Below are 14,289 nucleotides of genomic sequence, written 5' to 3'. Positions count from 1 at the left end.
ATCCATCCCTTTCCCTCCCATCCATCCACCTTCCATGAAACAGGACTTCAGCCTTCCGCCCGCCCCCAAACGCCCCCTGGGGGAAGTCAATATCTGGCTCGCCTCCATCGGGCTCTCCCTGGGCCTCATCATGATTTTCGGCCTGCTGGGCATCATCGTCTTCAACGGTCTGGAGGCCTTCTGGCCCAAAACTATCCATGAACTGACGCTCGCCCCTTCTTCAAAAGAAGAACAACCGCTTGTCCTGTACGCCGGCATCACAAAGGACCAGACGCGCCACGTCCCCGCAGACCCCGCCCATCCCGGCTCCACAGCCAAAGACGTGCGGGAATACCAGCTTTTCACCGGCAGCAAGGAATCCTATGGACAATCCTACCGCTATGTGGACGCGCACAATGTCACTGCCTCCGCCACCCCCAAAGGCCTTCTGTGCCTGGAACGCATGGAGGGAGGGAAAGCCCTGGTCAAACCTCTGGAACTCAAGCTGGCCTCTGGAGAAACCATCCCCGCCGCCTCACCGGAATTCATGGAGGCTTTCCGCCGCGTGCTGGACCGGGAAACAGACCTGAGGGACAGGGTCAAAACCATTGACACCAGGGACATCGGCTCCGTCAATACCCGTCTGGCGGACGCCAGACGGGATATCAAGGCCATAGAACGTTCCTACGACATCCGGAAAGAAAATGGACAGCGTACGGCCGTCCCCAGGAAAAACCCCATTCTCACGGATATGGACGACCCGGCCGGTGAACTGGACCGGCTCCGCGCCAAAGAGGAACAGCTCAATGCCGAATACGCCCGGTACACCGCGGAAGCAGCCAGACTGAGGGCTCAACAGGGCCGAGACTCTCTTGTGTATGCCCTGGGAGACGGGGAAAAGAAAGAAATCCGCATGGATAAAATCGTTTACGGCTACCAGCCGAATGACCTGGGATTCTTCGGAAAATGCGGCATCTTCCTCCACAGCCTGTACCATTTCATCACGGATGATCCACGGGAGGCCAACACGGAGGGCGGCATCTTCCCCGCCATTTTCGGCACCTTCATCATGACTTTGCTCATGAGTGTGCTGGTCACGCCCGTGGGGGTCATCGGAGCCATCTACCTGAGGGAATACGCCAGACAGGGGACTCTGGTTCAGGCCGTGCGCATCTGCGTGAACAACCTGGCGGGCGTGCCTTCCATCGTCTTCGGCGTTTTCGGCCTCGGCTTCTTCGTTTACTATCTGGGAGGGAGCATCGACGAACTTTTCTACTGGAAAAAGCTGGCTGTGGACAACACGCCCACTTTCGGGACCTCCGGCATCCTGTGGGCATCCCTCACACTGGCCCTGATGACGCTGCCCGTAGTCATCGTCTCCACGGAGGAGGCACTCTCCGCCGTCCCCCGCGGGCTGCGGGAGGCGGCTCTGGCCTGCGGGGCCTCCAAATGGCAGATGATTAAACGCATCATCCTCCCCAGCGCCCTGCCGGGCGTCATGACCGGCCTCATTCTGGCCATGGCCCGTGGCGCCGGAGAGGTAGCCCCACTCATGGTCACGGGAGTGGTCAAGCTGGCCCCCTCCCTGCCCATTGACGGGGAAGGCCCCTTCATCCACCTGGAACGCAAATTCATGCATCTGGGCTTTCATATCTACGACGTGGGCTTCCAGTCTCCGGACTCGGACGCCGCCCAGCCCATGGTTTTCGCCACCACGCTGCTCCTCATCCTGCTGGTGGTGGTCATGAACCTCACGGCCATCCTCATCCGCAACCGCCTGCGCAAAAAATACGCGGCCTCCAGCTTCTAACCCCATTCTCCTTCACCATCCCATGACTGAACCAGCCTCCGCAGACGACGAGCCTATCATTGAAGTGGAAGACTTCTCCTTCTTTTACGGGAGCAAACAGGTTCTCTTCAACATCGGCATGACCTTTGAAACCAACCGGGTAACCGCCCTCATCGGGCCCTCCGGCTGCGGAAAATCCACGCTGCTCCGCAACATCAACCGCATGAACGACCTGGTCCCGGACGTGCGCCACCAGGGGGATATCCGCATTGACGGCACCAGCCTGTATGACCCGCGCGTGGAAGTCATCTCCCTGCGCAAGCGCGTAGGCATGGTCTTCCAGAAATACAACCCTTTCCCTAAAAGCATTTACGAAAACATCGTCTTTCCCCTCCGTGTGGCCGGCCGCAACAGGCGCGCGGAACTGGACGAAACCGTGGAACGAAGCCTGAAGGGAGCCGCCCTGTGGGATGAAGTGAAAGACAAGCTGCATGAAAGCGCCTACGGCCTTTCCGGCGGCCAGCAGCAGCGGCTGTGCATCGCGCGCGCCATTGCCAACCGCCCCCAAATCCTGCTGATGGATGAACCCTGCGCCGCCCTGGACCCTATCGCCACCTTAAAAATAGAGGACCTGATGGAAGACCTGAAAAAAGAACTCACCATTGTCATCGTCACCCATAACATGCAGCAGGCCACACGCATCGCGGACCGGACCGCCTTCATGTACATGGGCCGCCTGGTGGAATACGGGGAAACGTCCCAAATCTTCACCAATCCTACGGAAAAAGAAACGGAAGCCTACATTACGGGCCGTTTCAGCTAAAAGCCCATTCCAAACCATTCTCCTCATGACATCCCCCGGCAATCACATCCTCCCCCACTACGACGCGGCCCTGAACGCTATCCGCCTCCGCGTCAATGCCATCTGCGGAAGCCTGCTGAAATACATGGACATTCTGGAACGGGTCATTTCCGGCCCGGACAGCGACGGGGCCAACAGCATCATTGCGGACAGCGACCCGCTGCAGGAAGAAACCCGGCAGGTTCTCTCCCTCTGCTCCTCCGTACTCACCCAGTTCCATCCGCTGGGACGCGACCTGAGGCTCGTCATCACCTTCTCCCGATGCGGAGACAAGCTCCAGGAATGCATGGAGGAAATAACGGGTATCGCCAAGCATGCCAAGGCCTCCATCAGGCATCAGGAATCCCTCTCCCCGGATATTGTGCTCCCTCTGCTGGAAATGGCCGTATCCGAATTCAGAGACGCCGCCAGGTGTCTGGAAACGCAGGATGTGGACGCCGCCAGGGAAATACGCCTGCGCGACAAAAAACTGGACAAAGCCCATCGCAAAGCGCTGGCCCTTCTGGTCTCCCCCGAACGGGAGGACTCCTCTTCCCTCAACGTCAACCTTCTCTTCATTATCCGTTCTCTGGAACGGATAGGAGACATTGCCAAAACCATCGCCGCCACCGTCGTCTTCCTGAAGGAAGCCACGGACATCCGCCACGGAAGAGAAAGATAAAACAATTCCTGCCTGTACGGCGATTCCCTGTTGCCCATACAAAGATCATGATGAACAGCATGATCCGAATTTCGTGCGTCAGAGGCTTCCCCCATAAGTCCTAACGGCTCATCTTCTCAACAGCTGTGTTTTTGCACACCATCCTTCAAATAATCACAACTGCCAAATTATCAGCATACAGGCAATAAACATTCCAGGGATATGCGGCAAAGGATGGAATGGGGCAAAACAAACAGTTTTCCCAGCGCCACAATTACTCTCCGGGAAAAGGAATAATTCATAACGTCAACCGGAGAGACTCAATACAACTGCATGCTCCAGGAAGGCAAGGAAACAAGGCATCTGCCCCTCGCACGCATCCTTTCACCTTCACGGCCAATAGCTTGAAAACGGAGAAAACCGGCCTTTTACTCTCAATCTCTGAAATTTTACAGCCGTCCATTCCCAGCTCTTCTACCATTTTTATTTACATAAAAACACAAATAATAAAATAATATTTCATATTCTTTGATTCATATTGACACTTCCGGAGGATAAGAGTAACTAATCCCTATTATTCCTATCGGAATACAAAAGAAATCTAAATCTATCCCTGTAAAGCACGTCACGATGAACATTTACACCTCCATATCGGAACTGGTCGGGAAAACACCTCTTCTGGAGCCAAGGAATTATGCCCAGGCACATCGTCTGAATGCCCGGCTCCTGCTCAAGCTGGATCACCTGAATCCAGCAGGAAGCATGAAAGACCGTATCGCACTCGCCATGATCAACGAGGCAGAAGCATCGGGCCAGCTCCAATCGGGTTCCGTCATCATTGAACCAACCAGCGGCAACACGGGCATTGGCCTGGCGGCTATTGCCGCTTCCCGGGGATACCGCATCATTCTTACCATGCCGGAAAGCATGAGCGTTGAACGACGAAATATTCTAAAAGCCTACGGAGCCGATATTGTCCTGACAGAAGACAGCCAAGGGATGAAAGGAGCCATCGCCAAAGCCCAGGATCTGGCGGCCGCCACTCCGGGCTCCTTCATTCCCAGTCAATTCACCAACCCGACCAATCCCAGAGCCCATTATGAAACAACAGGTGTTGAAATATGGGAAGATACGGACGGAGAAGTAGATATCGTCGTAGCCGGAGTAGGCACCGGGGGAACAATAACCGGCATAGGCAGACTGCTCAAGGAACGCAAACCCGGAGGAATCACCGTCATTGCCGTGGAACCGGCAGATTCCCCCGTATTATCCGCCGGCCAGGCCGGAAGCCATCAAATTCAGGGAATAGGAGCCGGCTTTATCCCAGAAACCCTGGATACGGATATCTATGATGAAGTCATCACAGTTTCCAACGAAGATGCCTTTTCCACAGCTAAAGAATTGGGTGTCAGAGAAGGCATTCTGACCGGGATTTCCAGCGGAGCTGCCCTATGGGCGGCCGTCCAGGTTGCTAAAAGAAAAGAGAACACAGGGAAAAATGTAGTAGTGATCCTCCCCGATTCAGCGGATCGGTACTACTCAACTCCTCTGTTCATTTGACATCCCGTTCTTTTCTACCGGATACGGCTATCCACCTCCAACCAGCTCCAACATTCATGAACGCTCATTCCCCAACCGCTACAGACACGTTGCGACAAGCCGCAGCGCAATACGAAGGAAACCTTGTTTTTGCTACATCATTCGGGGCAGAAGACCAAGTGCTCACCCATATGATCTCCCATCTTGGTCTGAATATTCCTCTGGCGACTCTGGACACGGGGCGCTTGTTTCCGGAAACCTATGAACTCTGGGCAAGAACGGAGGAAATATACGGCATTCGCATTATTCCTTATTTTCCGGTAGCGGAAGAAGTGGAAAACATGATTCTGGACAAAGGCGTCAATCTGTTCCGCAACAGTATGGAATACCGTCACGAATGCTGCAATATCCGTAAACTGCGCCCTCTGGAAAGACTACTTGCCGGGAAAAAAGCGTGGATCTGCGGCTTACGCTCCACTCAGTCCATCACCCGGAAAGGGCTTCATATCACAGAAAACGATGAGGCGAACGGCATCATCAAAATCAACCCACTGGCCAACTGGTCAGAAGAAGATGTCTGGAACTATATCCGCGCCTACGGCGTTCCCTACAATCCTCTTCACGATGCAGGATTCCCCAGTATCGGGTGCGCCTGCTGCACAAGAGCCGTCAAAAGGACGGAAGATGTACGCGACGGACGATGGTGGTGGGAAGAAAAAGAACACAGGGAATGCGGCCTACACCGCAGGCCAAGACATTAACAATCAAAAAAAGAACATACAAAATGAACAGCATTTACAGACTCAGCCAGCTAAAGCAGTTGGAGGCAGAAAGCATTCACATTTTCCGGGATGCCATCAGCCAGTTTGAAAATCCCGTACTTCTTTATTCCATCGGGAAAGACTCCTCTGTACTGGTCCACTTAGCCAAAAAGGCATTCTATCCGGGCAGACTCCCATTCAAGCTTCTTCATATAGACTCCACATTCAAATTTCGCGAGATGATAGAATTCCGGGACAGATTCGTTCAGGAAAATGATCTGGATCTGATTGTCCACAGTAACCAGGAGGGCATTGCCGCCGGCGTTAATCCTTTTACTTACGGCAGCCGCAAATACACGGATATTATGAAAACACAGGCATTGATTCAGGCGTTGACCGCAGGAAAATATGATGCCGTATTCGGAGGCGCCCGCCGCGACGAAGAAAAATCACGGGCCAAGGAACGAATCTTCTCTTTCCGGGATAAATTCAACCAATGGGACCCAAAAAATCAACGGCCGGAATTATGGAACATTTATAACGGTCGTATCAATCCGGGAGAAAGCGTCCGTATCTTTCCTCTGTCCAACTGGACGGAACTGGATATCTGGCAATATATCCGCCTGGAAAAAATACAGGTGGTGGACCTGTATTTCGCTAAACCCCGTCCCATTGTGGAACGTGACGGCTCCCTGATTATGGCGGACGACGACCGCCTGCCTTTGGAACCGGGGGAAACACCGCAAATGAGAACCGTCCGTTTCCGCACACTGGGCTGTTACCCTCTAACCGGAGCCATAGAATCTACAGCCCGCACTGTAGAAGAGATTGTGGCGGAAATGCTGGAAACCAGGCTGAGCGAGCGTTCTTCCCGCATCATTGACCACGACGGTGATGCCTCCATGGAGCAGAAAAAACGGGAAGGATATTTTTAACCCCTATTATGAACCATTCTGACGACACCTCTTATTTTTACCATTATGGACATCGACTCATACCTGAACGAACACGAAAATAAAAGCCTGCTGCGCGTACTTACCTGCGGTTCCGTGGACGACGGGAAATCTACACTCATCGGACGCCTCCTTTATGACAGCAAACTGATTTTTGACGACCAGCTGGCAGAGCTGCGCAAAGCCAGTGAAAAAAATGGAACCGCTGGGGCAGGTAAAATTGATTACGCCCTGTTGCTGGACGGCCTTAAAGCGGAACGGGAACAGGGAATAACCATTGATGTAGCCTACCGGTACTTCACCACCCCCCGCCGCAAATTCATCATTGCCGACTGTCCCGGCCATGAACAATACACACGGAACATGGCCACCGGAGCTTCCACGGCGGACGCGGCCATCATCCTGATTGATGCCCGCCACGGAGTACTCACACAAACGAAGCGGCATGCGTTCATCGCCTCTCTTCTGAAAATACGGCACCTCATCGTAGCCGTCAACAAGATGGATCTTCTGAATTACTCTGAAGAAAAATTCCGGAAGATTGAAGAAGAATTCGGAAGCTTCACGCAACAGCTGAATATCCCGGACGTTCGTTTCGTTCCCATTTCCGCCATTGAAGGGGAAAATGTGACGCAGACAACAGGGAAAACGCCCTGGTACCAGGGAGATCATCTGCTTTCCATCCTGGAAACGCTGGATTCCAGCGACAGCAGGAATCTCCGGGATTTCCGCTTTCCGGTACAGACAGTCATACGCCCCAATCTCGATTTCCGGGGGTTCGCCGGTTCCATTACCTCCGGAGCCATCCGCAGGGGTGACCCTGTCGTAACGCTGCCTTCGTTTCAAAACAGCCGGATCAAGAGGATCGTTACTCCGGACGGAGATCTGGAAGAAGCATTCTCTCCCCAGGCCGTCGTATTGGAACTTGAGGATGAAATAGATATCAGCAGCGGTGACATGATCGTCAAAAAAGGGAATCTCCCCCATATCGAAGATCGGCTGGAGGCCCGTGTCATCTGGATGTCTGAAAAACCCCTTCTTCCCGGAAGCAAATACATGATTCGCCATGCGGGCAGAAATATCCAGGGGCGGATAGCAGAACTCCAGTACGACATAGACGTCAATACACTGGAAAGCCGCCATGCGACACAGCTTCCTCTGAACCATGTCGGCCGTATCGTCCTGGAAACAAGTTCCCCCTTGTTCTATGATTATTACCGGGATAACCGCTCCGGAGGAGCTTTCATCCTGATTGACCCGCTGAATAACGTCACGGCGGGAGCCGGTATGCTTCGCCCTCCTCACAGAGATAAGGCTCCCGAAAAAGAACAGGAGCAACTTCCGACATTCGTTTCAAGCGATGAACGCGCAGAAACCTTCGGGCATGGCGGAAAACAAATTTACATAGCGGGAGAAGACAGCGAACTGGCGCGCAGCTTCGCCAAGCAGCTGGAAAGGGAACTCCACCGGCTCAAGGCCCATACCTACGGTCTGGATTTCAAGGCGGAAGGCGTATGGGGAAGATCCGCTAAAGAAATCGTCAATGCCTCAGGCCTGCTGGCCGAAGCGGGGCTGATGAGCATTGCAGTATTGCCGAGACTTCCCGTCCTGCCCAGAAACACCAAGGGAGCCTACTGCATCTGGCTGGGGAACGTCGTCTCCGCTCCAGAAACGGCAGACCGCATCCTCCCCCCCGCAAAGGCAAATGAAAATACCGCGTTTCTTCTGGCGCGCACTCTCTATGTGGAATTTTGATTTTATCCCATTTTAATACCCGTTCCATCATTTTATGAAAACTCAGCCTCTTGCATTAAATGCTCTTCTCTGCGTTGGCGCTCTCTTGGCTCCAGCCTTTCTGGCATCCTGTCGGGAAGCCCCCGAACGGCAGGCTCAAATACGCTTTGGCCTTTTTCCCAACGTAACCCATGTCCAGGGGCTGGTTGCCAGGCATTTCAGCCGCACGGGGGAGGGATGGTTTGAAAAACGCATCTTTGAACGGACGGGGAAAAATATCTCCATTCTATGGTATGCTTACAACGCCGGCCCTGGCGCTATGGAAGCCATGTTCGCCAATTCCCTGGATTTTACCTACGTTGGGCCGGGCCCTGCCATTAATGCGTATTCCAAATCCAACGGAACTCTCCTGCAAATCGTAGCGGGAGCCGTACAGGGAGGGTCCGGACTGGTCGTTCCCACCCATTCCGGAGCATGCACGCAAAAAGACTTTCAAGGGAAAATCATCGCTACCCCCCAATTGGGCAATACTCAGGATATAGCCTGCCGGACATGGTTGGCCCTGGGAGGCGTAACAGTCACTCAAACCGGAGGAGACGCAAGCATACTTCCTACCCCCAACCCAGAACAGATACCCCTCTTGCGTCAAGGCAAACTGGACGGCTCCTGGACTGTAGAACCATGGATTAGCCGCCTGGAAAAAGAAGCCGGAGGCAAGCTCCTGTTTCTTGAAAAGGATGCCGTAACCACTGTTCTGACAGCTCAAAAGGATTTCCTGGAAAAACAGCCGGACGTGGCGCAGGCCATGATTGAAGCTCACAGAGAACTCACTCTCTGGATCATCGGACATCCCCAGGAAGCTCAAAAAATCGTCGTAGAAGAATTGAGGGAACTCACCCGTTCCAACATTGATCCCGCTTTAATTATCCATGCGTGGCCCAGGTTAGTTCTCACGAATGAAATATCCGAAGAAAAGCTCCACGAATTAGCCAAGGATACGGTACGGACCGGATTTTACAAGAAACTCCCCCACGTCGAAGGCATCATCCGGAATGATAAAAATAATCCCGCCCATGAGTAGATTATCCATACGAAACGTTTCCAAAAGTTATTTTTCCAGAAAAAAATCGCTTCTGGCTCTTTCTTCCGCCAATCTGGACATAGGGGAAGGAGAATTCATCTGCCTGGTAGGTCCAAGCGGTTGCGGCAAAACAACTCTGCTGAATATGATCGCCGGTCTGATCAAATCGGATACGGGAAGCATCTCCTATGATGGGGAAATAATCTCAGGACCGGGACTGGACAGGACAGTCGTTTTTCAGGATTTCGCCCTGTTCCCCTGGTTAAACGTGCTGCACAACGTAGAATTCGGTCTCCGATTTACCGGAATTCCCCGCGCAAAACGCCTCCAAATAGCTTTGGAAAACCTGAAATCAGTAGGCTTGGACAACTTTGCACATGCTCGTATCCATGAACTCTCCGGAGGGATGAAACAGCGCGTGGCCATAGCCCGGGCCCTTGCATTGCGTCCCAGGGTTCTCCTGATGGATGAGCCCTTCGCCGCATTGGATGCCATGACCAGGGAACAGCTTTATGCGGACCTCCAGGCCATTTGCGCCGGGCATGGAATTACCGTCGTCTTTGTCACCCATAATGTACGGGAAGCCGTATGCCTGGGAGACAGAGTCATTTTATTTTCATCCCACCCTGGACGTATTTGCGGAGAATTCTGCATTCGTTTGCCGCGCCCGCGCCAAATCAATGATCCGGGAGTGGCCCGGCTAGCTTCAAACATCACACGGGCATTAAAATCGATTTCCAGGCCCGCAGAAGAAAAACAAGACGCACAAACATCATGCACCCTTCCATAAAAAATATTCTCCAATCCTCAGTATTCATCTTGCTGGCCTTGGCTATATGGGAATACGGTTCTCTATCCGGCTGGTGGAGGCCTTTCCTATTCCCGGCGCCTTCCGCCATAAGCGGCTATCTTGAAGAAGCAATCAGGGACAACTCTCTCTGGGCCGCTACGGTCGTTACTATCCGGAGACTGCTCCTGGGGTACCTGGCCGGAATCTCCATCGGAATTCCAGCAGGACTTTTATCTGCCCGCTTCCAGCTAATGAGAAACACCATCGGAGTTCTGGCATTGGGATTTCAAGGGCTTCCCAGCGTTTGCTGGGTCCCTCTGGCTATCCTGTGGTTCGGCCAGGAAGAAGCGGCCATCCTGTTCGTCGTTGTCATGGGCACCGTCTGGTCGGTCATACTGGCCACAGAAAATGGACTTGCCAACGTCCCTCCGATTTATGCCCGCGCAGCACGGACAATGGGAGCCGGCTCTGCCTACACGCTGCTCTTTGTCACGCTTCCGGCTTCTGCTCCATTCATCGTCAGCGGTATGAAGCAGGGCTGGGCCTTTTCCTGGCGCTCCCTGATGTCCGCAGAAATTTTTGTTCCCATCCTGACAGGACTGGGATTGGGACAGCTCCTGCACTTCGGAAGAGAACTCAATTCCATGGAGCAGGTCATGGGCATCATGTTCGTTATTATTCTCATAGGCCTGCTCTCAGACAAACTCATCTTCTCCCCCCTGGAACAAGCCATCTACAGACGCTGGGGGACTAATTTAGCTTAACCAACAGAAAATATCATGACTAAAGAAGGATACACATCCAACGAACGAATCAAGGAGGAAAGCGATTTCCTCAGAGGAAACATCTCTGACCTCCTCCATGACGGCAGCATTACCCATTTCCCGTCCGAAGAAGAATTTCTTTTGAAATTTCACGGGATTACCCAGCAGGATAACCGGGATGAACGGCTTATCCGGAAGAAAAACGGACAGGAAAGAAACTGGTTATTCATGTTGAGGCTGCGCCTCCCCGGGGGCCGCATGACGCCCAGCCAATGGCTAGCCGCGGAAACGCTAAGCGACCAATTCGGCAACGGCACCCTTAAACTTACGACACGCCAGGCCATTCAAATCCACGGAGTCGTCAAACAGGACTTGAAACAGACCATGAAAGATATCCACCACGCGGCCATCACCACGATTGCCGCCAGTGGGGACGCCACGCGCAATGTCATGGTTTCTCTGCACCCGGAAGATTCCGGCATCCATGAAACTGTCTTCAATCAAGCCCGGGAACTCTCCCGAAAACTGGAACCGCAGACGCACGCCTATCATGAAATATGGCTGGATGCCAAACGAATCTACTCGGGCGCGGAAGAAGAACCTTTGTACGGTCCCGGCTATTTGCCGCGCAAATTTAAAATCGCTTTTACGCTTCCCCCGGAAAATGATGTGGATGTGTACGCCCAGGACCTGAGCTTCGTGGCTATTGAAAAAGAAGGGAAACTCCTGGGATATGACATCCTGGCCGGCGGAGGAATGGGCTATGCTTACGGCAATCCCGGTTCTTTCCCCCGCCTTGCGGATATTATCGGATTCTGTTTCCCGGAACAGGTGGAGGAAGTAGCCCGGCAGGTGCTTTTGATCCATAAAGAATTCAGCACCCGCTGCAACAGAAAAACATCCCGGCTCAGGTACACCATTGCCGGCAAAGGGCTGGACTGGTTCACTAACGAACTTGCAACACGCCTTCCATTTCCGCTTCAAGCGGCCAGACCTTTTTCATTATCTACGAACGGAGACGCCGCAGATGTTCCTGGCCGCCAGACCATTGAAATTGAAGGAGGCCGCATCCAGAATTCAAACAGGCAACAGCTCAAAACCGCTTTTCATGAAATAGCTTCCATTCATCAAGGAGATTTTTTCATCACAGGTAATCAGAATCTGGTCATTGACGGCATCACACCGGATACTGCCGAACAAATCAAATCCATCATTGGGAAGTACAATCTTCTCCCCAACGATTCGGGGCTCAGGCGCAATTCCTCCGCCTGTACCAGCCTGCCATTTTGCCCGCAGGCCCTTACAGACTCCGAAAGGCTGCTTCCAAAACTGGTGGATGAACTGGAACCGCAGTTAAAAGAACTGGGGCTATGGGACGAAGACATTTCCATCCGCATGACCGGGTGTCCCAACGGATGCTCCAGACCATATCTGGCAGAACTGGCTTTCGTCGGCAGAGGTCCGGGCAAGTACAATATCTGGATGGGCGGTTCCAGAAGAGGAGACAGGCTGGGCTTCATCTATCAGGAATCTGTACCCGTAAAGGAAATCGCAGACGTGCTCCGACCAGTATTTGCACGTTTTGCGGCGGAACGCAACCAGGGGGAAGGATTCGGTGACTGGAGCATCCGCGCATTACATCCGCAATCTTTATAAAAGCATAAACACCCGGAGCCGTTTTTGCCGCGGACGGCTCCGGGGCAAATCCTGCTATCTTTGAAAATCAAAAAAGATACGCCAAAAATAAAATTATAAAGCCTCTTCTCCCCCCAGGAAAAACATCCCTCCGTCGCCGCCAGGAACTCTCATTCCATCCTGCTAACGCTGAAACAATACACGGCGGGGTTAATCAGGGCCAGGGGAAGATAAAACACGGCAAAGGAAAGCGAGCCGCCATACAAGACCAGGCACAGGATGGACATGACAAACAGCACGCTGATTTTCAAGCTCCGCGCCCAGTCCAGACGATGCACCAGCCAGACCAGGACGGCGCACACAAAACCAATCACCGCGCACAACACGCCGCCCAGGGTCAGAAACTGCATGTAGCTGGAACAGAACTGCTCCAGCCACCGCACATTATCCGGACCCGGAGGATTCCCTTCCCAGGCAAAAACGCCCGGCGGCAACAGCACCCACAACAGCACGGAAAGAAATACCAGACGGTCTGTATTAAGGCGATAAGTCATGCGCTTTCATGATACCATTTCCGTGCACGGGATAACAAGGGAAATCGCCCGTGCGCCAAGGTTCCGGGAACGGCAGGATTTACAAAGGGGCAAAGGCTGCCTCTCCGGCTCCATTAACGGCTATCCCGTCTATTTCCACCAGCCAGCCGGGGCGGCAGACAGGGGCTTTCAGCATCACATGCGGCACTGCGGCCAACGGAGAGTCCATCAGTCGGTTCCGAACCGTTTCCCGGTCCGCCCAGTCGCGCAGGTACACTACGGCCTGCTTCAGGTCGGACAGGCAGCCCCCGCTCCTTTCCATCAGGACGCTCATGTTTTCCAGGGTGCGGGCCGTCTGGCCCACCACGTCCCCCGGATGGACAATGTTTCCCTCCGCGTCAATACTGGCGGTGCCGGAAAGGAAATAATGGGAGCGGTCTCCGTACACGATGCGGACGCCGCGCTCAAAGGCCACCCGGTACACATGCGTGGGGGACAGGTAGTCCGGCGCTTCCATGTACCGGACCTGCCCGGGCTCCAGCCCCACGATGCCCAGACTGTCCATATGCAGCAGGCGGCCCGGCAGCTCCGTACAGCCTTCAATGCCGGTACTGGCGATGAAATGGCTCTCCGGAGTCAGTCCGTAACGGTCAAAGCATCCGTTGCGGCCTTCCACCAATCCCCGGTAGTTGTTATCAATATCCCGGCAATAAATCCAGGTGCGGTGAACCAAATCCGGCACGGCTCCCCCCTGTAAGGCGGCAATCCGGTCCAGCCAGCGGAATTCCTCTCGCATCTGGCCGCAGCTGTCCGGGGAGGAAAATTCCCTCTTGCCCGCCAGGAACAGACGGTAATGCGCGCGGAGGGCTTCCACGACCGTTCCGCCCTGCTCCGCCCTACGCCTTTTTCCCAGCATTCCGCCGATGTGCCAGGCTTCCAGAGCCACGCGGGCCCCGTTCGCAGGGGGCTGTCCAACTATGGAAACATAAGAATTCCGTTCTCCTGTTATCCGCCGCAGCGGAGCCGACTGGCGCACCGGGTCGCTGACATGGAAACGCAGCAGGAATTCATCTTCTTCCCCTCCCCCCAGATTGCGGTACCTGGCCATCAGGGAACGCAGTTCTTCCTCAAAACTCGCGCCCGGCTCCGCCGTCATGCAGAAGAAGCATTCTTCCGCTCCGTTTGTTCCGGACCATTCCAGTCGTTCAGGTACATTCGCCGTCATGATG

13 protein-coding genes are annotated in these 14,289 nt (G+C 53.9%); 11 read left to right on the top strand and 2 right to left on the bottom strand.

Going from position 1 to position 14,289, the window contains the following annotated elements; translation table 11 throughout:
• The first annotated feature begins 34 nt into the window (after window positions 1–34).
• The 11 genes from pstA (at window position 35) to BHW66_RS05245 (ending at window position 12,548) form a co-directional block, all read left to right on the top strand.
• Window positions 35–1,789, top strand: coding sequence for a phosphate ABC transporter permease PstA (pstA, locus tag BHW66_RS05295; RefSeq protein ID WP_046435395.1), 1,755 nt, complete (start codon window positions 35–37; stop codon window positions 1,787–1,789).
• 22 nt (window positions 1,790–1,811) lie between these two features.
• Window positions 1,812–2,591, top strand: coding sequence for a phosphate ABC transporter ATP-binding protein PstB (gene pstB, locus BHW66_RS05290; RefSeq protein ID WP_022198888.1), 780 nt, complete (start codon window positions 1,812–1,814; stop codon window positions 2,589–2,591).
• Window positions 2,592–2,616: 25 nt separating this feature from the next.
• Window positions 2,617–3,291: a phosphate uptake regulator PhoU gene (locus tag BHW66_RS05285; RefSeq protein WP_022198889.1), complete on the top strand. Its 675-nt coding sequence runs from the start codon at window positions 2,617–2,619 to the stop codon at window positions 3,289–3,291.
• Window positions 3,292–3,900: 609 nt separating this feature from the next.
• The gene (gene cysK, locus BHW66_RS05280) at window positions 3,901–4,830 is read left to right on the top strand and encodes a cysteine synthase A (RefSeq protein WP_046435389.1); all 930 of its coding nucleotides are present in this window, start codon (window positions 3,901–3,903) and stop codon (window positions 4,828–4,830) included.
• 56 nt (window positions 4,831–4,886) lie between these two features.
• Window positions 4,887–5,570, top strand: a complete 684-nt coding sequence (locus BHW66_RS05275; protein WP_102758934.1) for a phosphoadenylyl-sulfate reductase — start codon at window positions 4,887–4,889, stop codon at window positions 5,568–5,570.
• Entirely contained in the window at window positions 5,540–6,505 is a 966-nt protein-coding gene (gene cysD / locus BHW66_RS05270; protein WP_257999710.1) for a sulfate adenylyltransferase subunit CysD, read from the top strand. Before BHW66_RS05275 ends, cysD begins: the two co-directional genes overlap by 31 nt.
• A gap of 45 nt (window positions 6,506–6,550) precedes the next feature.
• Window positions 6,551–8,278, top strand: a complete 1,728-nt coding sequence (gene cysN / locus BHW66_RS05265; protein ID WP_102758932.1) for a sulfate adenylyltransferase subunit CysN — start codon at window positions 6,551–6,553, stop codon at window positions 8,276–8,278.
• A gap of 85 nt (window positions 8,279–8,363) precedes the next feature.
• Window positions 8,364–9,338, top strand: a complete 975-nt coding sequence (locus BHW66_RS05260; protein WP_180975877.1) for an ABC transporter substrate-binding protein — start codon at window positions 8,364–8,366, stop codon at window positions 9,336–9,338.
• Window positions 9,331–10,128 (top strand): ABC transporter ATP-binding protein, encoded by a 798-nt coding sequence (locus BHW66_RS05255; RefSeq protein WP_094139900.1) that lies wholly within the window; start codon window positions 9,331–9,333, stop codon window positions 10,126–10,128. The genes BHW66_RS05260 and BHW66_RS05255 overlap by 8 nt, the downstream gene beginning before the upstream one ends.
• Window positions 10,113–10,892, top strand: a complete 780-nt coding sequence (locus BHW66_RS05250; RefSeq protein WP_022198896.1) for an ABC transporter permease — start codon at window positions 10,113–10,115, stop codon at window positions 10,890–10,892. Before BHW66_RS05255 ends, BHW66_RS05250 begins: the two co-directional genes overlap by 16 nt.
• A 15-nt stretch (window positions 10,893–10,907) precedes the next feature.
• The gene (locus BHW66_RS05245; RefSeq protein WP_102758931.1) at window positions 10,908–12,548 is read left to right on the top strand and encodes an NADPH-dependent assimilatory sulfite reductase hemoprotein subunit; all 1,641 of its coding nucleotides are present in this window, start codon (window positions 10,908–10,910) and stop codon (window positions 12,546–12,548) included.
• A 149-nt stretch (window positions 12,549–12,697) separates the two neighbouring features.
• Here the strand turns inward: BHW66_RS05245 and BHW66_RS05240 are convergent, their stop codons facing one another.
• Window positions 12,698–13,081 carry a hypothetical protein gene (locus BHW66_RS05240; RefSeq protein ID WP_102758930.1) on the bottom strand — a complete coding sequence of 128 codons (384 nt, stop codon included), beginning with the start codon at window positions 13,079–13,081 and terminating at the stop codon, window positions 12,698–12,700.
• Window positions 13,082–13,160: 79 nt separating this feature from the next.
• Window positions 13,161–14,285: a Rid family hydrolase gene (locus BHW66_RS05235; protein ID WP_102758929.1), complete on the bottom strand. Its 1,125-nt coding sequence runs from the start codon at window positions 14,283–14,285 to the stop codon at window positions 13,161–13,163.
• Between the last annotated feature and the right edge of the window lie 4 nt (window positions 14,286–14,289).

It is taken from the genome of Akkermansia sp. 54_46 (assembly GCF_001917295.1).
GTDB lineage: Bacteria > Verrucomicrobiota > Verrucomicrobiia > Verrucomicrobiales > Akkermansiaceae > Akkermansia > Akkermansia muciniphila.
This window is presented reverse-complemented; position numbering and strand designations above follow the sequence as displayed.

Coding starts and splice junctions, on each gene's coding strand:
- cysN (WP_102758932.1), top strand. CDS start 6,551: ATGGACATCGACTCATACCTGAACGAACACGAAAATAAAAGCCTGCTG.
- pstA (WP_046435395.1), top strand. CDS start 35: ATGAAACAGGACTTCAGCCTTCCGCCCGCCCCCAAACGCCCCCTGGGG.
- BHW66_RS05275 (WP_102758934.1), top strand. CDS start 4,887: ATGAACGCTCATTCCCCAACCGCTACAGACACGTTGCGACAAGCCGCA.
- BHW66_RS05285 (WP_022198889.1), top strand. CDS start 2,617: ATGACATCCCCCGGCAATCACATCCTCCCCCACTACGACGCGGCCCTG.
- BHW66_RS05255 (WP_094139900.1), top strand. CDS start 9,331: ATGAGTAGATTATCCATACGAAACGTTTCCAAAAGTTATTTTTCCAGA.
- pstB (WP_022198888.1), top strand. CDS start 1,812: ATGACTGAACCAGCCTCCGCAGACGACGAGCCTATCATTGAAGTGGAA.
- cysK (WP_046435389.1), top strand. CDS start 3,901: ATGAACATTTACACCTCCATATCGGAACTGGTCGGGAAAACACCTCTT.
- BHW66_RS05240 (WP_102758930.1), bottom strand. CDS start 13,081: ATGACTTATCGCCTTAATACAGACCGTCTGGTATTTCTTTCCGTGCTG.
- cysD (WP_257999710.1), top strand. CDS start 5,540: ATGCGGCCTACACCGCAGGCCAAGACATTAACAATCAAAAAAAGAACA.
- BHW66_RS05235 (WP_102758929.1), bottom strand. CDS start 14,285: ATGACGGCGAATGTACCTGAACGACTGGAATGGTCCGGAACAAACGGA.
- BHW66_RS05245 (WP_102758931.1), top strand. CDS start 10,908: ATGACTAAAGAAGGATACACATCCAACGAACGAATCAAGGAGGAAAGC.
- BHW66_RS05250 (WP_022198896.1), top strand. CDS start 10,113: ATGCACCCTTCCATAAAAAATATTCTCCAATCCTCAGTATTCATCTTG.